Here is an 18540-nt window from a genome sequence, read left to right as displayed (position 1 = left end):
CGCCTAGGGTGACGGGAAACGCAGCGGCCGCGCCGGCTCGCGCAGGGTGGCCGGGTCGCGGTAGCGGGCGCCGAAGTGGTCGCTGGGCAGCCGCGCGTTGCCGGCGCCGAACAGCCGTTCGCGCAGGGTTTCGCCGTCGTTGTAGCGCTCGCGGAACCGGCCGCGGCGGCGCAGCTCCGGCACCACCAGTTCGATGAAGTCGCGGGCCGTCTCGAAGGTCAGGTACTGGCGCAGGTTGATGCCGTCGATGCCGTCCTCGTCCAGCCACTTCTCGATCTGGTCGGCCACCACCGTCGGCGTGCCGGCGACGAAGAAGCGCTCGCGGTTGAAACCTTCCAGCCGCGCCAGCACCGCGCCCACCGTGGTCGACTGCACGTAGCGTTGCAGGCTTTCCCAGCCCTTGACCTGGCGCTCGATCAGGTCGCTGATCAAGGTGTCGCGCGGGTACGCGGTCAGGTCCACGGCGGCCTGGGCGTGCACCAGCGACGCCTCGACGCTCATCAACTGGCGATAGCTATCCAACTTGCGGCTGACCTCCTCGTCCGTGCGCCCGACGATCACCCCGGCCATGACGATGAACTTCAGCCCCGCCGGGTCGCGCCCGTGGGCAATGGCCTGCTGGCGCATGGCGTGGATGTTGGCGCGCACCGCTGCGGTGTCCTCGCCGCCGGTGAACACCACCTCGGCGTGGCGCCCGGCGAACGCGATACCGGCCGGCGAGCCGGTGGCCTGGAACAGCACCGGCGTGCGCTGGCGCGAGGGCTGGCACAGGTGCGGGCCGGCTACCTTGAAGTGCTCGCCGACGTGGTCGATGTAGCGCACCTTGCTGGGGTCGGTGTACACCCGGCGCTCGCGGTCCTGCACCACGGCGTCGTCGTCCCACGAGCCTTCCCACAGCTTGTAGAGCACGTCCAGGTACTCATCGGCGATCTCGTAGCGGTGGTCGTGCACCACCTCGGTGGCATGGCCGAAGTTGCGCGCCGCGTTGGGCAGGTACGAGGTGACGATGTTCCACCCCACCCGCCCCTTGGTCAGGTGGTCGAGGGTGCTCATGCGCCGGGCGAAGGCGAACGGCGGTTCGTAGGTGGTGGAAAAGGTGGCGCCGAAGCCCAGGTTGCGGGTCACCGCGGCCATGGCCGGGATCACCAGCAGCGGGTCGTTGCTGGGGATCTGCATGGCTTCGCGCAGGGCAGTCTCGGGGCCGTCGCGGAAGCGGTCGTAGGTGCCGATCACATCGGCCAGGAACACGCCGTCGAAGGTGCCGTGTTCCAGCAGCTGCGCCAGTTCGGTCCAGTAGTCGAGGTCGTTGAAGCGGTGGCGGTTGTTCTCCGGGTGCACCCACAGGCCATGGACGATGTGGCTGACGCAATTCATTTCGAACAGGTTGACGTGCAGTTGCTTGGGCACTGCCTTTACTCCTTTGCTCAGGGGGCCGGATTGGGGAGGCGCTGGTGGATGGCCTGCACCTGCGCCTTGACCTCGGCGCTCAGCACCACGTCCAGTGCACCGAGGTTGTCACGCAGCTGCGCCAGGCTGGTCTGGCCGGTGAGTGCGCTGGCCACGAATGGCTTGTCCAGCAGGTACGCCAGGGCCAGTTGCGCCGGGGTCAGGCCGTGCTCCAGGGCCACGCCGACGTAGCCGGCGATGGCCTCCTGGGCCGCGGCGCTGTCATAGCGGTTGAAGGTGCGGTACACCGCCGACAGCCGCGAGCCTTCGGGCCGCGCGCCGCCCAGGTACTTGCCGGTGAGCGCGCCGAAGGCCAGCGGCGAATAGGCCAGCAGGCTCACGCCCTCGCGGTGGCTGAACTCCGACAGGCCGCCCTCGTACAGGCGGTTGAGCAGGCTGTAGGGGTTCTGGATGCTGACGATGCGCGGCAGGCCCAGGCGCTCGCTGTGCTTGAGGAACTGGGCCACGCCCCACGGGGTTTCGTTGGACACGCCGATGTGGCGAATCTTGCCGGCCTGCACCTGCTCGGCCAGCACCGCCAGGGTTTCCTCGATGGCCACGCTGTGGCTGTCGTCGACGTAGGGGTATTCGCGCTGGCCGAAGATATTGGTGGTGCGGTCCGGCCAGTGCAGCTGGTACAGGTCCAGGTAGTCGGTGTTCAAACGCTTGAGGCTGCCGTCCAGGGCTTCGACGATGTTGCGCCGGTCGTGGCGGCTCAGGCCGTCGCGAATGTGCACCTGGCCGTCACGCGAGGGCCCGGCCACCTTGCTGGCCAGCACCACGTCGGCGCGCCGGCCGCTGGCGGCCAGCCAGGTGCCGATGTAGCGCTCGGTGGTGCGCCAGGTCTCGGCGCGGGTGGGCGTGGGGTACATCTCGGCGGTGTCGATCAGGTTGACGCCTTCGGCCAGGGCCAGGTCGATCTGCTGGTGGGCGTCGGCCTCGCTGTTCTGATGGCCCCAGGTCATGGTGCCCAGGCCCAGCACGCTGACCTTGATGTCGCTGTTGCCCAATTGGCGGTAACGCATGGGTGATCCTTTTTGCAGTCAATGAAAGGCGCAGTTCACACCGCGCTGGCTTCGTCGTGCACGGCTTCGTCGGCCTGCAGGCTGCGCCAGGCGGCATGGGGGGTGACGCCGTTGAGGTAGTAGTTGCCCAGTGCCCGCTCGCGGTAGATGGCCGGGTTGTGCGAGGCCAGGGTGCGGGCGTTGCGCCAGTGGCGGTCGAAGCGCCGGCTGGTGCTGGTGGCCGAGGCGCCGCCCACTTCGAACAGCAGCGTGGTGGCTTCCAGCACCTGCTCCAGCACAATCTGCTGGGCCTGGTAGGCGCGGATCTCGGCCTCGGTGTAATGCGCCTCGGTTGCCCGCGCGCCCTGCTCCGCCTCGTGCACGTCCTGCAGCACCTGGGCCACGGCCAGCACCTGGGTGCGCGCCGCGTAGGCCAGGCTCGACAGGCGGCCGATGACCCGCTGCACCAGCGGGTCATCCTTGGGGCTGGACTGGCCGGGAATACCGAAGCCGCGGGTGCGGCCACGGACGAAGTCGCTGGCGTCGCGCAGCACCGCGTCGGCGATGCCAGCCAGGGTGGCCAGGTGGAACAGCTGGTAGAAGGCGCTGAGGTAGGACTCGTTGCGCAGCTCGTCCTTCTTGAAGCGCCGCACCACGTGCTGCTCGGGCACCTTCACCGCCGTGAAGCGCGTGGTGCCGCTGCCGGTGAGGCGCTGGCCGAAGCCGTCCCAGTCATCTTCCACGGTGACGCCGGGGGCATCGGTGGGCACCGAGACGCTGACAAAGTCGTCGCCGTCCACGGCAATGGCGGCAATCCAGTCGGCGTACAGGGTGCCGGTGCAGTAATACTTCTCGCCGTCCAGCAGCCAGCCGGCGGCGCGGTTGCCGGGCTCTGCGGCGCTCAGGCTCACCGCGTTGCGCGAGGTGTCGCTGCGCTCGGCCATGGCCGCGCCCCACAGCTGGCCGTCGGCGGCCTTGGGCAACCAGTAGGCCTGGGACGCGGCGTCGCGGCTCGACAGCCGGCCTTCGACGAAGCCGAAGTGCGCGCGCACGATCTGCGGCAGGTTGGAGTCGGCGGCGCCCAGCTCGATCAGCAGTTGGAACAGCTGCGGCAAGCTGGCCCCCAGGCCGCCGTGGGCCACCGGCACGCGCAAGGCGCCGAAGCCCGCCGCGCGCAGCCAGGCCACGGCGTCGTGGGCCAGCTCGCGCTGCTGCTCGCGGGCCACGGCGGTGGCCTGGATGCGGGTGAAGACGTCGGCGAAGCGCCGGTGCAGGTGTTCGTAGGTCGGGGCAGTCATGAGGCTTCCTTGTGCGGGGTGGGACGCGCCGGGAAGCTCATTGCAGCGAGCGTGCCAAGGCCCTGGGCCCGTGTTTCCAAGGGGCCTGCGGCAGGCGGCTTGTTGGCTGGCTGGCAGAGTGTGGGAACGCTGTTGCAGGGCGTACACCTGGCCTTGACCTTCCCCCCATGGCAAGGTCTACCCTGCACCTTTTCGACCAGCAGGAGCACACCGTGATCAAACTCTTGAGTTTCATGCTCGCCACCACCTTGTGCGGCGCTGCCTACGCCGATGACAACGCCGCCATGAAGGCCGAGTACCAGCACGCCGCCCACGGCATGTCGGCGGACATGAACATGAACGCCACCAGCGACAACCCCGACGTGCTGTTCGTGCAGGGCATGCTGCCCCACCACCAGGGCGCGGTGGACATGGCCAAGACCGAACTCAAGTACGGCAAGGACCCGGAGATCCGCAAGCTGGCCGAAGGCATCATCAAGGCCCAGGACGCCGAGATCGCGCAGATGAAGGCCTGGCTGGCCAAGCAACCCAAATAATTCCCGTGGCTGCGGCTACCTTGTGGGAGCTGGCTTGCCAGCGAGCTTTTTAGGCCCCAACAGCTCGCTGGCAAGCCAGCTCCCACAGGCAAGCAGCGGGTACAAGTCCTTGATCCCGCACTGTATAATCGCCGATCAGTGGTGGGATTGTTCATACCTGAAACGTTTAAGCTGTTGATAACGCCCACGCATCGAATGATGCGAAAACGACATCAACGGTACTATTGCGTGTGATAGTCTCCCACCATTTCATCTTGGCCCGGACGGTAAAACCGATTGATGCCACACTGAGGAGCGCTCATGCCCAGAATTTCCCACCAAGGTTTGCGTCGCGCATTCCGCCAGCTGCTCGCTTCCAACGCCTGCTTCCACACCGCCTCCGTGTTCGACCCGATGTCGGCGCGCATCGCCGCCGACCTGGGCTTTGAAGTCGGCATCCTCGGCGGCTCGGTGGCCTCCCTGCAAGTGCTGGGCGCCCCGGACTTCGCGCTGATCACCCTGAGCGAATTCGTCGAACAGGCCACGCGCATCGGCCGCGTGGCCCAGCTGCCGTTCATCGCCGACGCCGACCACGGCTACGGCAACGCCCTCAACGTAATGCGCACCGTGGCCGAGCTGGAGCGCGCCGGCGTCGCCGCGCTGACCATCGAAGACACCCTGCTGCCCGCCCAGTTCGGCCGCAAGTCCACCGACCTGATCTCGGTGGCCGAAGGCATCGGCAAGATCAAGGCCGCCCTGGAAGCGCGTATCGACCCGGAGCTGACCATCATCGCCCGCACCCACGCCGGCGTGCTGAGCACCGAAGACGTGATCGCCCGCACCAAGGCCTACCAGGAAGCCGGCGCCGATGGCATCTGCATGGTGGGCGTGCGTGATTTCGACCACCTGGAAGAGATCGCCCAGCACCTCAGCGTGCCGCTGATGCTGGTGACCTACGGCAACCCGGCGCTGCAGGACGACGACCGCCTGGCGAAACTGGGCGTGCGCATCAGCGTCGATGGCCACGGCGCCTACTTCGCCGCCATCAAGGCCACCTACGACTCCCTGCGCGAACAGCGCAAGCTCACCCGCAGCACCCAGAACCTGAGTGCCACGGAGCTGACCCACACCTACACCCTGCCTGAGAGCTACGTGGCCTGGGCCCGCGAGTTCATGGACGTCAAGGAATAGGCCGCAACGCTTCACCACGCCACCGGCGGCACAACCGCCAGTAGACCGTGCCATTGATCAGCAGCACCACGCTGCCCAGCACCAGCTGGATACCCGCCGTCAGCCCGGCCGGGTAGATCACTGGCAGCAGGTAGTGCTCCACATACCCCCCCGCATAGCCCTGCTGCCCCGCCTGCAGGCGCATCAGGTTCTCCCAGTACGTCAGCGGACAGGTCAGGTGAAACACCTCCACCGCCACGCCCCAGGCCGCCGCCGGCAGGTGCAGCCAGATCAGGCGCCGCCACTTGAGCAGCAACAGCCCGCCCAGCAGTACAAAAATAATGAACAGGCCGTGAAACAGCACCAGTCCGTTGGCTGCCATGGAATAGAACATGGGAATCCTTGCGCGTTGTTTTCGCCATTGTCGGCCCCGGCGCGGCGAGGATCAAGGGCGGCACAGGTCCAGAATTATTGACAAGCCGACCAAAATATCTGGCAATTTAATTCGTTATTAATCAAATAGTTATCTGGTTTTTAGCAAAAACGACGTCGCTAATTTTCCGCTAGCACGCTGTAAACGTTTGACATATTTGACGCGTTTGGCACACTGCCGACCCGTTGTACCGGACATCACCGGGCGAGCACCGCCAGCCCCTGGCCACCCTCACCCGCCTGAGACCCCGTACGCGTCCAAAAAAAACAATTTTGTCTAGCGCCTCGCCAGCGTGTGCCCAGGTTTTCGCCCTGGCCAGGCTGCGCGTGCGAACGGGAAGAACACATGCTGATCTGGTTTGTCGCGGTTTACCTGCTGATCACTGTGAGTGTCGGCTTCTACGCCTCCACTCGTGTCAAGAACTCCAAGGACTTTGCGGCGGCTGGCCGCAGCATGTCCTTCCCCGTGGTGACCGCCATGGTGTTCGCCACCTGGTTTGGTTCCGAAGCGGTGCTGGGTATTCCCGCCGCGTTCATGAAAAACGGCTTCTCGGGCATCATCGAAGACCCCTTCGGCTCGTTCGGCTGCCTGATGCTGGTGGGCCTGGTGTTCTGCCGCCCGCTGTACCGCCTGAACATGCTCACCATCGGTGACTTCTTCCGCAAACGCTACGGGCCCAAGGTGGAGCTGTTCGTCAGCCTGGTGATCATCGGTTCGTACCTGGGCTGGATCGCCGCGCAGCTGACCGCCCTGGGCGTGGTGTTCAACGTGCTCTCCGACGGCGCCATCAGCACCACCGAAGGCATGCTGCTGGGCACCGGCATCGTGCTGGTGTACACCCTGTTCGGCGGCATGTGGTCGGTGGCCATGAACGACTCCATGCAGATGCTGATCATCGTCTGCGGCCTGGTCTACCTCACCTACCTGCTGGGCAGCATGGCCGGCGGCGCAGGCCACGTGATCGAGCATGCGGCGGCAGCCGGCAAGTTCACCATGGTGCACAGCACCTCGGCCAAGGACATCCTGGGCTTCCTGGGCGCGGCGGTGACCATGATGTTCGGCTCCATTCCCCAGCAGGACGTATACGCCCGGGTGATGTCGGCCAAGACCGAGAAAATCGCCTCGCGCGCCTCCATCGCCGGTGCCTGCTGCTACCTGACCTTCTGCATGCTGCCGATCTTCCTGACCTACGCCGCCTCCATGATCGACCCGCAAATGGTCAGCGACCTGCTGGACACCGACGCGCAGATGATCCTGCCGCGCCTGATCATGGAACGCACCCCGCTGTTTGCGCAGATCATGTTCTTCGGCGCGCTGCTGTCGGCGATCATGTCCACTGCCTCGGGCACCCTGTTGGCGCCGTCGGTGACCTTCACCGAGAACGTGCTCAAGCGCATGCGCCCGAACATGACCGACCGCCAGTTCCTGCTGGCCATGCGCATCACCATCGCCGTGGGCGCCGCCCTCACCTGCCTGTTCGCGCTGTACTCCAACTCCAGCATCTACGAGATGGTCGGCAACGCCTACAAGGTGACCCTGGTAGCCGCCGTGGTGCCGCTGTTCTTCGGCCTGTTCTGGAAACGCGCCACCAACCAGGGCGCAATCATCGCGATCATCTTCGGCCTGAGCTCCTGGGGCCTGCTGGAAATGACCCACCAGGACGGCGACCTGTGGCCGCCGCAACTGGCCGGCCTGCTGATCAGCGCCCTGGGCATGATCATCGGCTCGCTGCTGCCGCCGCTGAACAAGCGCGACAGCGAACAGGATTTCGACGGCGCCGTGGCCAGCAACTGACCCGCTCCCTAGGGCCCGGCATGACGATTGCCGGGCCGCGCCAGCCCCAAGTGCTGGCGCAGGGTGGTGCCACTGTACTCGCGGCGAAACAGCCCGCGCTGCTGCAGGATCGGCACCACCTGCTGGACGAAGTCGTCCAGCCCGCCCGGCAGTATCGGCGGCATGATGTTGAAGCCGTCGCCCGCCCCTTCCACAAACCACTGTTCCAGGGTATCGGCCACCGCCTGCGGCGTGCCGATCACGGTGTGGTGCCCACGGGCGCCCGCCACCTTCAGGTACAGCTGGCGAATGCTCAGGTTTTCCCGCCGCGCCAGGTCGATGAACAACGCCTGGCGGCTCTGCATGGCGTTGCTCACCGGCAACTCCGGCAACGGGCCGTCCAGGTCATGCCCTGACAGGTCAACGCCACCGGCCATCCCGGCCAGCAGCCCCAGCCCTACCCGCGGATCAAGGCGCGCCTGCAGCTCGCCGAAAATGTCCTCGGCCTCGCCTTGGCTGCGGCCGATCACCGGCGAGATGCCCGGCATGATCTTCAGCTCGTCGCGGCCACGGCCATGGGCCGCCAGCCGCCCCTTGAGGTCGGCATAGAACGCCTGGGCGTTGCCCAGGGTCTGCTGCGCGGTGAACACCACCTCGGCGGTGCGCGCCGCCAACGCCTTGCCCGGCTCGGAAGAGCCCGCCTGGATCAACACCGGGTGGCCTTGCGGCGTGCGCGGAATGTTCAGCGGCCCGCGCACCTGGTAGTAGTCGCCGCGGTGCCCCAAGGTGTGCAGCTTGTGCGGCTGGAAGTACACGCCGCTGGCCTTGTCGTGCACGAAGGCGTCGTCCTCGAAGCTGTCCCACAGGCCGGTGACCACGTCGATGAATTCCTCGGCGCGCTGGTAGCGGTCGCCGTGTTCGAAATGCTCCTCGCGGCCGAAGTTCAGCGCTTCCAGGTCGGTGGCCGAGGTCACCAGGTTCCAGGCGCTGCGGCCGTTGCTCAGGTGGTCCAGGGAGGCGAACTTGCGCGCCAGCAGGTACGGCGCGTTGTAGCTGGTGGACACGGTGGACACCAGGCCGATGCGCTCGGTGACCGTGGCCAGCCCCGACAGCAGCACCAGCGGGTCGAAGACATCGCCGGCGGTGGTGTACTGGCCCAGCTCCGGCGAGCCCATCAGGGCCAGGTTGTCGGCGAAGAAAATCGCGTCGAACTTGCCGCGCTCGGCAGTTTGCGCCAGGCGCTTGAAGTGCGCGAAGTCCAGGTTGCCGCCGGCCCAGGCGCGCGGGTGGCGCCAGGCGGCGACGTGGTGGCCGCTGCCCATCAGGAACGCGCCCAGGCTCATTTGTCTGTTGCTCATGTGCACCTCAGAAGTCGTAGCGCAGGGTGATGCCAGCCGTGCGCGGCTGGCCCGGGGAGGCGGTGTACAGGCCATTGGAGCCGTTGCCCACGGCCAGGTAGTACTCGCGGTCGAAGGCGTTCTTGACCCACAGCGAGGCGTCGATCAGGCCGTCGCCGTAGCCCACCCGCGCGCCTACCGAGAAGTTCGCCAGGCCGTAGCCGTCGATCCGCGCCAGCTCGGAGTTGTCGAGGGTGCCCTGGCTGGCGGAGCGGTAGGCGTAGCTGGCGGTGGCGTAGGGTTCGATGCCGTCGATACGCAGCCACTTGTATTCGCCGTTGAGGTTGCCGATCCAGCGCGAGGCGCCAGCCACGCGCTGGCCGCTGAGGTCGCAGGTGGCTGCAGTGGTGTTTTCCGCCGGGCACGGCGCGTCCTTGAACGACAGGTAGGTGACGTCGTTGAACGAGCCGTTGAAGTTCAAGGTCAGGCCGCGCACCGGCACCGCCGTGGCCTCGAACTCCAGCCCGCGCGAGCGCACGCTGCCGGCGTTGGTCAGCAGCTGGTAGCCGGTGAGCGCGCCCAGCGGCTGGTAGTAGGTGGTGGCCTGGTAGCCGTTGACGCCGGTCCAGAACAGGTTGGCGTTGAGCTGCAGGCGGTGGTCGAACAGCTGGCTCTTGATGCCCAGCTCGGCGTCGTTGGCGCGTTCGGGCCCTACCAGCAAGGACTCGGCGCCGGCGCTGGGCGCCGAGGCCACGGCCAGGTTCACCCCGCCCGACTTCTCGCCGTGGGACAGCGAGGTGTAGCCCAGCACGTCGTCGCTGAAGCGGTAGCTGAGGCTGGCCAGCATCGACGGCGCGGCGTTGTGCAGGTGCAGGTTGCCGCTGTCATAGGCACCCACCTGGCTGGCGCGGATGGCGTTGCCGTCGACCACGCCGGGAATCACCACCGCGGCGCCGCCACCGGTGGGCGCGTAGCGCTGCACGCTGGCGTCCTTCTCTTCATAGGTGCCGCGCAGCCCGGCGCTGAAGTCCAGGCGCGGGGTCAGGTGCCAGGTGCCCTGGGCGAACAGCGCGTAACTTTCGGTGTCGACCTTGCCGTTGACCTTGCTGTCGAGGTTGTTCAGCGCATTGAGGTTGGCGCCGATCAGGTCCAGGTCGGCCAGCGGGCCGAAGTCGGTGAAGATGCGGTTGCCCAGGTTCTGCTTGAACGCGTAGGCGCCCAGCACGTAGTCGAAGTGCTCGCCCTTGGGCGAGGCCAGGCGGATCTCCTGGGAGAACTGGCGGTCGTGCACCTCGTAGCCGAAGTCGCGAAGCACCGGCACGTCGAGCTGGTCGGCGTCGTTGGCCGGGTTGAAGTGCCAGTAGCGGTAGGCGCTGATGGAGGTCAACGTGTAGCCGCCGGCCAGGTTCCAGTTGGCTTCAAGCGAACTGGCGTTCTGGTGCACGCTGACGTTCTGGCGGCCGTCGATGTTGCTGTGGCCCAGTATCGGGTTGGCGCCCACCAGGGTGGCGCGGCGCCAGAACAGCGGGCCGGCGCCGTAGATCACGCTGCTGCCGCTGCTGGAGTTCTCGCTGTTGTACTCGTTGATCCAGCGCAGGCTGAAATCGTCGTTGGGCTTGAACAGCAGCTGCCCGCGCAGGCCTTCGCGCTCGCCGCCCAGCAGCGTGCGGCTGTCATGCTTGTTGTCCAGGTAGCCGTCGTCGCGGGTGCGGTAGAACGACAGGCGCCCGGCCAGGGTGTCGGTCAGTGGCCCGGACACCGTGCCCTTGCCCTGGAAATAGCCGTCCTGGCCGCCCGACACTTCCACGCTGCGCTCGGGAGTGAAGGTGGGCCCCTTGGTGGTGATGTTGAGCACCCCGGCCGTGGTGTTCTTGCCGAACAGCGTGCCCTGGGGCCCGCGCAGCAGCTCCAGCTGGTCGACGTCGAGCATGTCGAAGGCGGCCATGCCCGGGCGGCCCAGGTAGACGTTGTCCAGGTAGATGCCGGCGCTGCCTTCCAGGCCGTCGCTGGCCGGGTTGTTGCCGATGCCGCGCACCGCGAAGCTCGACACCCGGGCGTGCACATAGGCGACGTTGACGCTGGGCAGGGTCTGCTGCAGGTCCTGGATCTTGTACAGGCGCTGGCTTTCCAGCTGCTCGCCGCTGAGGGTGGTGATGGGCGTGGGCACGTCCTGGGAGGCCTCGGCGCGGCGCCGCGCGGTGACGGTCACCGGCGCCAGGCGCGGGCTGCCGGTGCTGTCGGCCTGGGCGCTGTCGGGCGTTGCCGGGGTGTCATCGGCCGCCTGAGCGGCGCCGTGCCACAGCGCCCCCGGCAAGGCGATGGCCAGCGACAGGCTCAGGGGTTTGAGGCGGTGGGCCGTGGTGGCCGCGTAACGTGACAGCATGGGCGAAGGCTCCTTGGTGGCGTGCGGCGACGTAGGCCAAATGCACGTTCAGGGTGCCCATGCTAGGCAGCGGTACAGGAAGATTTGGGGCCTGGGCGGACAAACCATGGTCCGCCTCGGCCACCGGGTCAGACGGCGATGGACAGGTGCTGCGCAGGCGCTGGCAGCGGCGCCGTACCCTGGTCATGGCGGCGCCACTGGCCGGGGCTGGCACCGGTCCAGCGGCGGAACGCGCGGTTGAAACTGCTGGGTTCGTTGAAGCCCAGGCGGTAGCAGATCTCGTTGATGGAGCAGTCGGTGCGGCGCAGGTAACTGAAGGCCAGCTGGCGTCGGCAGTCGTCGAGCAGCGCCTTGAAGCTGGTGGCGTGCTTGAGCAGGTGGCGGTGCAGGTTGCGCACGCTCATGCCCAGCGCGTCGGCCACCCGGCTCTGCTGCACCTCGCCCAGGGGCAGGTCGCGGAGGATGGCGGCGCGCACCCGCTCGGGCAGGTTCAGGCTGCGCTGGCGTTCCAGGTAGCCATCCAGCACCGCGTCCAGGCCCTGGGCAACGTCGAGGTTGGCGGTGTTGAGCGGCGTGTGCAGCCAGCGGTTGTTGTAGTCGATGGCGTTGTCGGCGGCGTTGAACTGGATGGGGCAGCCCAGCAGCTCCTCCCAGCGCCGGGGGTCGGCCGGGGTGGGCCGGGCCAGGTGCACGCCTTGCACGATGGGCATGCCCGGCCAGGTCTGGCGGGTGAAGCGCACCGAGCAGGCGATCGACGCCTCGCTGGCCACCTGCTCCACCTGCGCACCGTCGGGCACCCCGTAGATCAGCCGCGTCACCTGCGGGCCGCGCACCAGGGTCAGCAGCGCCGCCGTGGTGATCACCGGCGCGAACCGCACACCGCGCTCCAGCGCCTCGATGAAGGTGGCACTGCTTTGCGCGGCGAAGTACAGGCCGTGGAAATCAGTGGGGTAGCTGCACGCCGCCACACCCAGGCCGAAGCATTCGTCGGCGCTGGCTCGCCGCGCCGCGCGCCAGAACGCGCTCATGGCAGCCAGTGCGATGCGCTGGTTGGGGTCGTGCAGGTTGCAGGGGCCGATGCCAGCCTCGCGCAGCAGCGGCGCGCTGGCGATGCCGCGCGCCTCCAGCGTGCGGGCGATCACCTGGGCCCAGGTAGCGATGGTGTGCAGCGTCGACATCGGCAGCTCCTCAGGCCAGCCCTTCGGCGGCCAGGGTGCGCGCCACGGCTTCACGGGCGCGGTAGCGGCCCAGGAACGCCTGCAGCGCCGGGAACGCCTGCAGCAGCGTGCCGGCACGGGCGCTCCAGCCCACGAACACGCCCAAATGGGCATCGGCAATGGTAAAGCGGTTACCCACCAGCCAGTCCTGGCCCGAAAGGCGCGCCTCGATGGGTTTCAGCGCCTCGGCCAGGCGCTCCAGGCCCTTGCTGCGGATGCCAGCGTAGGCCTGCTCGTCCGGGGTGAAGCGCTCGGGGCGGTTGATGCTGCGGAAGGCGCCGGTGTGCACCTCGGTGGCCAGGTAGCCCAGCCAGCCCTGGATCTGCGCCCGCTCCACGCTGCCGGCAGGTGCGAACAGCGGCGTGCCGGGGCGCAGGTCGGCCAGGTACGGCAGCAGCGCGGTGTTCTCGGTCAGCAGGGTCTGGTCGTCCAGCAGCAGCGCCGGCACCCGGCCCTGGGGGTTGAGCTGGCGGTACGGCGAGTCGGGGGTCAGGCTGACTTGCTCGACCTCGATGGGCAAGTCCAGCTCTTCGATGACGACGTGGGCGGCAAGGGAGCAGGCGCCCGGGTAGATGAACAGGGTGGTCATGGCAGGTCCTCGGCTTAGCGGCTGGCTTGGGTGGCGTCCGGCGCGGTTTGCAGCGCCGCGTTCAGGTACTGCGGCTGGGCCCAGCTGCTGACCTGGAAGCCCTTGCGGATCAGCCGTGCCTGCAAGGCCAGGTCGACGCTGTGCTGCAGGTTGCCGGTGAAGCTGCTGTCCAGCTGCGGGTCAAAGATGCGCGCGAACGACTGGTCGGCGGCGTCAGTGGCAAGGATAGCCGCTGGGTAGCTGGCCAGGCGCGATACCAGATCGACGTAGGCCTGCTTGTGCGCCTCGTCACGCAGCCAGGCCACGGCCGGTTGCTGGGCCTTGAGCAGGCGCGCAGTGAGGTCCGGGTGCGCATCGACAAAGGCGCCGCGGCCGAGCAGGACGGTCTGCACGCTGCCGGCACCGCCCAGGTCGACGGTGGTCAGCGGCAGTTCGGCGAGCCCCTTGGCCTTCAGCGCGATCAGCCCGGCGCCGGCCCAGGTGGCGTCGATCTGCTTGGCCACCAGGGCGGTGTTGGCGGCGTTGTAGTCGAGGTTGATGACCTTGTAGTCGCTCTCCTTCAGGCCGCGGCTGGCCAGGGCCGAGGCGAACGACAACTGCGTGGCGGTGCCACGGAAAATTGCCACGCGCTTGCCCTTCAACGCTTCCAGCGAGGTGATGCCGCTGCCTGGCTGCACCGCCAGGTACAGCTTGATGTCGCGGGCGGTGGCGCTCAACAGGCGGGTGTCGAGGCCGCTGGCCTTGCCGACGATGGCCGGCAGGTCGCCCAGGTAGGCGAAGTCTTCCTGGCCGTTGGCCAACGCCTCGTTGATCGCAGGCCCTGCGCCCTTGAAGAAGTCCCAGCGCACCTTGATGCCGTCCTTGGCGAATTCCCTCTCCAGGCTCTGCTGGTCGCGCAGCACATCAGTGATACCGGCGCCGCTGGGCGTGGGGCCGGCGCTGATATCCGGCACCGCGATGCGGATCTCCTTGACGTCATCGGCCCAGGCGCTGCCGGACACCAGCGCGGCAGCGAGGGAAAGCGCGAACAGCGGACGGAAGATACGGGACGATGGCATGGCGGTGCTCCTGCAGGTTCCAGCGGAAAGGTGGAAGTGAGGCGCACGATAGGTTTGTGTGGGGGTAAAAATAAAATAATAAAAATTCTGGTTGTTAGGCGATTAATGCATATACCGCGCCGGCCTTGAGTGCCGCCGCCCATGCCTGAAAAGCATAATCACCATGCCGCGTCCGGAACCTAGCCGCGTCCGAAAACACCGCGCACTCCCGTTCAACCCTCTCCCCGTAGCCGCTGCCGCCAGGCTGCGCTGGCCCTATTCCACGCCTAAGATTTCCAGCGCACTCAGGGGCCAGAACGCGGCCTGCGGCCGCTGCTACATCCTGTGGGAGCTGGCTTGCCAGCGAGCTGTTGGGGCCCTAAAAGCTCGCTGGCAAGCCAGCTCCCACAAGACAGTTGCTGCTACAAGAGTCGGCGCACACCACCCGGCTGCGCCGCGTGCCGCCTCGTCTACGCTTCACTCCATTCCCATCCCCGAGCCCCCCCCCCCATGCGCAGAAGGACCTTGCGAAAACTGGCCGCCGCCACCGCGGTCGGCATCTTCATCGGCGCCGTGGCGCTGTCGGCCTACCTGGCCGTGCAAAGCGGCCACGACGTGGCGCGCGGTTATCTGGCCGACATTACCGCCGACGTGATTCACCGCTCCGCCAGCACCCAGGCGCAGGTCGACAAGGCGGTGGCCGCCCAGCAGCACGCCGGCCTGGCGCCCTGCTCGCCGGACCACCTGGCGCTGATGGAACACCTGCTGCTGGAGGCCAGCTACCTGCAAGGGCTGGCGTATATCCAGGGCGACCGCCTGCTGTGTTCCACCCTGCCCTCGGCGCGCCAGCAGGTGGACCTGGGGCCGGCCAGCCATGTGACCGCCAGCAGCGGCCGGCGCTGGAGCCGGGTGACGCTGCCGGACGCACCGGGCGAGGTGTTCGCGATCAACGAGCACGACGGCTACGCGGGGATTATCGTGCCCAGCCTGGTGCTGGACGTGGTGGGCGAGCAGACCGACATCGACATCACTCACTTCCGCAACAGCGACCAGGTGGTGGTGCGCTCGCGCGGCGAGTTCAAGCCGCAATGGCTGGCGCAGTACCAGCGGCAGCCCATAGCCTTCTTCGCCGATGGCAAATACGTGTTCATCCAGCCCTCCACCGACCGCGACTCCTCGGTGTTGGCTGCCATGCCCAAGGCGCGGGTCGCGCAGAGGGTGTGGGCCGTGCTGCCCGGTTACCTGGCGGTGGGCGGCCTGTCGGGGCTGATCGTTGGCGTGCTGCTGTACCTGGGCGTACGCCATCGGCTGTCGTTCAAGTCGCAACTGCTGCGGGCGCTGCGCCGGCGCGAGTTTTTCCTGCTGTACCAGCCGGTGATGGACCTGCGCAGCGGCAGGTGCGTGGGCGCCGAGGCGCTGATTCGCTGGAAGCAGCCGGAGCGCGGCTTGATCAGCCCGATGGAGTTCATTCCCGCCGCCGAAGCCAACGGCCTGATCCAGCAGGTGACCGCGCAGGTGATGGAGATGGTCGCCAACGATTCAGTGCAGTTGATCAAGGACAACCCCGACACCCACATCGCCATCAACTTCTCCGCCGAGGACCTGCACTCCGAGCAGACCGAGCAACGCCTGCAGGCGCTGATCCGCGCCTCGGGCGGCACCTCGGAAAACATCCTGATCGAGGCCACCGAGCGCGGCCTGATGGTGCCGGACAAGGCCAGGGAAGTGCTGCTGTCGATTCGCGCGAAAGGCTTCAAGGTGGCGATCGACGACTTCGGCACCGGCAATTCGAGCCTGTCGTACCTGGCCACCTACGACCTGGACTACCTGAAGATCGACAAGGCGTTCGTCGACGAGATCGGCGAGGCGCGCAGCAGCAGCCCGCTGCTGTTCCACATCATCGAGATAGCCCGTTCGTTGAAGCTGAAGATGATTGCCGAAGGGGTGGAGACCGAGCACCAGCGCAACGTGCTGCGCGATGCCGGGGTGCAGTTGGCCCAGGGCTGGTTCTTCGGCAAGCCGATGCAGATTGATGAGCTGGGGCGCTTTATCCAACACTGCAAAAGCCGATCGGAGGCCAACACCTGACCCCGCTTCGTGTGGGAGCTGGCTTGCCAGCGAGCTTGGGAACGTCAACAGCTCGCTGGCAAGCCAGCTCCCACGAGGATGCAGGTGCGCCTCAGTACTTCCAGGTCACCGACGCCGTCACGTTGCGGGTGGCGCCGTAGCTGGCGGTGGTGGCGCTGTTGTACAGCGACAGCAGGTATTTGCGGTCGAAGACGTTGTTGAGGTTCAGCGACGTGCTCCAGTTGCTGTTGAAGTCGTAGCTGGCCATCAGGTCCACCAGGGCGTAGGCGTTCTGGCGGATGGCGCTGTTGTCGTCGTTCTGCACCGCGCTCTGCCAGCTCACGCGGGTGCCCACCTTGGCCTGTTCCATGAACGGCAGGCGGTAGGTGGCCATGCCGCGCACGCTGTGGGTGGGCACGTATTTGCGCGCACGGTCGCCGTCGTCGTTCTCGATGTGCACGTAGGTGTAGCCCGCCAGCAGGTCCAGGCCCGGCAGCGCTTCACCCGAGGCCTGCAGCTCGACGCCGCGGCTCTTGTAGTCCACCGGGTTGTAGACTTCCTGCACGCCGTTGTAGCCGGCGTCCTCGGCAACGTTGCGCTGGTCGGCCTTGAACAGCGCGGCGGTGACGTTGAGGCGGCTGTCCATCAGGCTGCCCTTGACCCCCACTTCGGTGCTCTTGCCTTCCAGCGGCGCCAGCAGTTTGTTGTCGGCGCCGACGTTGTACTGCGGGGTGTAGATCTCGGTCCAGCTGCCGTACACGCTCCACTGCGGGGTCAGGTCGTAGACCAGGCCGGTGTACGGGGTCACCTTGCCGTGGGCGCGGGTGTAGTAGTCGGCGCCATAGCTGCTGCCCGAGGCATCGGCGCTGAGCATGCGCGCGCCGGCGATCCAGTGCAGGTCGTCAGTGAGGCTGAAGCGTGCGCCGGCGTAGACGCTGCGCTGGGTGTCGACGAAGTTCTGGGTCAGCGCGTCGCTGGTGTAGTTGAACGCAGGCAACGCGGCATTGCCCGCCAGGATGCCGGCGAACGAGGTCTCATACGAGCCATCGGCGCTCACGTCGTACTCGCGGCCTTGCTGGTGGGTGCGGCCGTAGGCGGTGCCGATGGTCAGCTCATGCTCGCGGCCGAACAGGGTGAATGGGCCCGACAGCTTGGCCTCGCCCAGCAACTGGTGCGCCTCGCTGCTGGTGTGGTTGGCGTACACCGTGGCGTCGTCACCGGTCACCTGGTAGACGTAGAGCATGTTGGTGTCTTGCTTTTCCTTGACCGCGGTGGCGGTCAGGGTGGCGTTCCAGCCGTTGCCGAAATCATGCTTGAGTTCGGCGAAAGCACGCTGGGTGTTGAGGTTCCAGTACGTCCACGGCTGGCCGATGTTGGCGCCGCGGCTGCTGTAGTGGATGGCGTTGCCGCTGCTGTCCACCAACGGCAGGTTGCCCCAGGTGCTGGCGTTGGAATCACTGTTGTGCTGGGAGAAGCCCACGGTCAGGGTGTCGGCCTCGGACAGGTCGAAGGCCAGCAGGCCGGCGGCGACGTTGCGCTCGTGGCCATAGCGGTCCATCCACGAATCGCCCTTGTCGTGGGTGTAGATGAAGCGGCCGCGCACGTTGCCGGTCGGCGTCAGCGGGCCCGAGACGTCGACGTCCACCCGGCGGTTGTCCCACGAACCGACGCTGGTGTTGATCTGCGCCTGGAAGGTGTCGGTGGGGCGCTTGCGCACGAAGTTGACCGTGGCCGAGGGGTTGCCCGCCCCGCTCATCAGGCCGTTGGCGCCATGCAGCACGTCGATCTGCTCGTACTCGGCCAGGTCCTGCTCGCCCACCAGCACGGTGCCCACGAAGGGCATGCCCATGCCGTCGTATTCGAAGGTGTTGATGTCGAAGCCGCGCGAGGTGAATTCGGTGCGGTCGGTCTCAGTCTGCTCCACGGTCACCGACGGCGCCGCGCGCAGGGCGTCCTTGATACCGGTGATCTTGAAGTCCTTCAGCTCCTGCTGGGTGATGGTGGTCACGCCCTGCGGGGTCTCCTTGTCGGTCAGGCCCAGGCGCGTGGTGCTGGACACCGGCTCGCCCTGATACCCCACGCTCTGACCCTGGCTACTGTCACTGCTGCTTTCGATCTGGGTGGCCGGCAGGGTCATGTCGTCTGCGTAGGCCAGGGGCATGGCACTGCAGGCACCGGCGAGCAACAAACTGGCAGGGAGGCGATGTTTCAAGGCGAGACTTCCTGTAACGGTTTAGGTGAGAATGCGATTCTGTTTCAAAGTGTGAATGA

General features: G+C 67.0%; 14 protein-coding genes. 4 read left to right on the top strand and 10 right to left on the bottom strand.

Going from position 1 to position 18540, the window contains the following annotated elements; all coding sequences use genetic code 11:
* Window positions 1–3: 3 nt before the first annotated feature.
* Genes ACWKWX_RS27805 through ACWKWX_RS27795 form a run of 3 tightly spaced genes read right to left on the bottom strand, consistent with a single transcriptional unit; the run spans window position 4 to window position 3748 of the window.
* Window positions 4–1407 (bottom strand): LLM class flavin-dependent oxidoreductase, encoded by a 1404-nt coding sequence (locus ACWKWX_RS27805; protein WP_483829469.1) that lies wholly within the window; start codon window positions 1405–1407, stop codon window positions 4–6.
* Between the two features lie 17 nt (window positions 1408–1424).
* Window positions 1425–2471 (bottom strand): NADP(H)-dependent aldo-keto reductase, encoded by a 1047-nt coding sequence (locus ACWKWX_RS27800; protein ID WP_483829468.1) that lies wholly within the window; start codon window positions 2469–2471, stop codon window positions 1425–1427.
* A gap of 35 nt (window positions 2472–2506) precedes the next feature.
* Window positions 2507–3748 carry an acyl-CoA dehydrogenase family protein gene (locus ACWKWX_RS27795; RefSeq protein ID WP_416424845.1) on the bottom strand — a complete coding sequence of 414 codons (1242 nt, stop codon included), beginning with the start codon at window positions 3746–3748 and terminating at the stop codon, window positions 2507–2509.
* A gap of 167 nt (window positions 3749–3915) precedes the next feature.
* Between ACWKWX_RS27795 and copM the strand changes: the two genes are divergently transcribed.
* Together copM and ACWKWX_RS27785 are read left to right on the top strand one after the other, a co-directional pair.
* Window positions 3916–4284 carry a CopM family metallochaperone gene (gene copM / locus ACWKWX_RS27790; protein ID WP_483829467.1) on the top strand — a complete coding sequence of 123 codons (369 nt, stop codon included), beginning with the start codon at window positions 3916–3918 and terminating at the stop codon, window positions 4282–4284.
* Window positions 4285–4584: 300 nt separating this feature from the next.
* Window positions 4585–5454 carry an isocitrate lyase/PEP mutase family protein gene (locus tag ACWKWX_RS27785; RefSeq protein ID WP_027980448.1) on the top strand — a complete coding sequence of 290 codons (870 nt, stop codon included), beginning with the start codon at window positions 4585–4587 and terminating at the stop codon, window positions 5452–5454.
* On the opposite strand, the gene ACWKWX_RS27780 is transcribed toward ACWKWX_RS27785, so the two are convergent.
* Window positions 5444–5827, bottom strand: a complete 384-nt coding sequence (locus tag ACWKWX_RS27780; protein ID WP_416424847.1) for a DUF2784 domain-containing protein — start codon at window positions 5825–5827, stop codon at window positions 5444–5446. The genes ACWKWX_RS27785 and ACWKWX_RS27780 overlap by 11 nt on opposite strands.
* A 384-nt stretch (window positions 5828–6211) precedes the next feature.
* Between ACWKWX_RS27780 and ACWKWX_RS27775 the strand changes: the two genes are divergently transcribed.
* Window positions 6212–7660 carry a high affinity choline transporter 1 gene (locus tag ACWKWX_RS27775; protein ID WP_416424848.1) on the top strand — a complete coding sequence of 483 codons (1449 nt, stop codon included), beginning with the start codon at window positions 6212–6214 and terminating at the stop codon, window positions 7658–7660.
* Window positions 7661–7668: 8 nt separating this feature from the next.
* Here ACWKWX_RS27775 and ACWKWX_RS27770 read toward each other — a convergent pair whose 3' ends face one another.
* The 5 genes from ACWKWX_RS27770 to ACWKWX_RS27750 all read right to left on the bottom strand — a co-directional run bounded on the left by ACWKWX_RS27770 (window position 7669) and on the right by ACWKWX_RS27750 (window position 14223).
* On the bottom strand, window positions 7669–8997 hold the full coding sequence (locus ACWKWX_RS27770) for an LLM class flavin-dependent oxidoreductase (protein WP_476297289.1): 1329 nt from the start codon (window positions 8995–8997) through the stop codon (window positions 7669–7671).
* A gap of 7 nt (window positions 8998–9004) precedes the next feature.
* Window positions 9005–11359: a TonB-dependent receptor gene (locus ACWKWX_RS27765; protein WP_483829466.1), complete on the bottom strand. Its 2355-nt coding sequence runs from the start codon at window positions 11357–11359 to the stop codon at window positions 9005–9007.
* A 128-nt stretch (window positions 11360–11487) separates the two neighbouring features.
* Complete coding sequence (locus ACWKWX_RS27760) at window positions 11488–12537, bottom strand: AraC family transcriptional regulator (RefSeq protein WP_483829465.1); 1050 nt, start codon at window positions 12535–12537, stop codon at window positions 11488–11490.
* A 10-nt stretch (window positions 12538–12547) separates the two neighbouring features.
* Window positions 12548–13165 carry a glutathione binding-like protein gene (locus ACWKWX_RS27755; protein WP_483829464.1) on the bottom strand — a complete coding sequence of 206 codons (618 nt, stop codon included), beginning with the start codon at window positions 13163–13165 and terminating at the stop codon, window positions 12548–12550.
* Window positions 13166–13179: 14 nt separating this feature from the next.
* Window positions 13180–14223, bottom strand: a complete 1044-nt coding sequence (locus ACWKWX_RS27750; protein WP_483829463.1) for an ABC transporter substrate-binding protein — start codon at window positions 14221–14223, stop codon at window positions 13180–13182.
* A 489-nt stretch (window positions 14224–14712) separates the two neighbouring features.
* On the opposite strand from ACWKWX_RS27750, the gene ACWKWX_RS27745 reads away from it, so the two are divergent.
* Window positions 14713–16290, top strand: a complete 1578-nt coding sequence (locus ACWKWX_RS27745; protein WP_483829462.1) for an EAL domain-containing protein — start codon at window positions 14713–14715, stop codon at window positions 16288–16290.
* Window positions 16291–16381: 91 nt separating this feature from the next.
* Here ACWKWX_RS27745 and ACWKWX_RS27740 read toward each other — a convergent pair whose 3' ends face one another.
* Complete coding sequence (locus ACWKWX_RS27740) at window positions 16382–18430, bottom strand: TonB-dependent siderophore receptor (protein WP_483829480.1); 2049 nt, start codon at window positions 18428–18430, stop codon at window positions 16382–16384.
* Window positions 18431–18540: the final 110 nt, after the last annotated feature.

This window comes from Pseudomonas imperatae, assembly GCF_057128625.1.
The sequence above is the reverse complement of the archived record's forward strand: the minus strand, read 5'-3'. Positions and strand labels throughout refer to the sequence as shown.

Bases quoted from the DNA above. Each gene is read 5' to 3' on its own strand.
- ACWKWX_RS27770 (WP_476297289.1), bottom strand. From the start codon at position 8,997: ATGAGCAACAGACAAATGAGCCTGGGCGCGTTCCTGATGGGCAGCGGC.
- ACWKWX_RS27775 (WP_416424848.1), top strand. From the start codon at position 6,212: ATGCTGATCTGGTTTGTCGCGGTTTACCTGCTGATCACTGTGAGTGTC.
- ACWKWX_RS27800 (WP_483829468.1), bottom strand. From the start codon at position 2,471: ATGCGTTACCGCCAATTGGGCAACAGCGACATCAAGGTCAGCGTGCTG.
- ACWKWX_RS27785 (WP_027980448.1), top strand. From the start codon at position 4,585: ATGCCCAGAATTTCCCACCAAGGTTTGCGTCGCGCATTCCGCCAGCTG.
- ACWKWX_RS27745 (WP_483829462.1), top strand. From the start codon at position 14,713: ATGCGCAGAAGGACCTTGCGAAAACTGGCCGCCGCCACCGCGGTCGGC.
- ACWKWX_RS27740 (WP_483829480.1), bottom strand. From the start codon at position 18,430: ATGCCCCTGGCCTACGCAGACGACATGACCCTGCCGGCCACCCAGATC.
- ACWKWX_RS27760 (WP_483829465.1), bottom strand. From the start codon at position 12,537: ATGTCGACGCTGCACACCATCGCTACCTGGGCCCAGGTGATCGCCCGC.
- ACWKWX_RS27750 (WP_483829463.1), bottom strand. From the start codon at position 14,223: ATGCCATCGTCCCGTATCTTCCGTCCGCTGTTCGCGCTTTCCCTCGCT.
- ACWKWX_RS27765 (WP_483829466.1), bottom strand. From the start codon at position 11,359: ATGCTGTCACGTTACGCGGCCACCACGGCCCACCGCCTCAAACCCCTG.
- copM (WP_483829467.1), top strand. From the start codon at position 3,916: ATGGCAAGGTCTACCCTGCACCTTTTCGACCAGCAGGAGCACACCGTG.
- ACWKWX_RS27780 (WP_416424847.1), bottom strand. From the start codon at position 5,827: ATGTTCTATTCCATGGCAGCCAACGGACTGGTGCTGTTTCACGGCCTG.
- ACWKWX_RS27795 (WP_416424845.1), bottom strand. From the start codon at position 3,748: ATGACTGCCCCGACCTACGAACACCTGCACCGGCGCTTCGCCGACGTC.
- ACWKWX_RS27755 (WP_483829464.1), bottom strand. From the start codon at position 13,165: ATGACCACCCTGTTCATCTACCCGGGCGCCTGCTCCCTTGCCGCCCAC.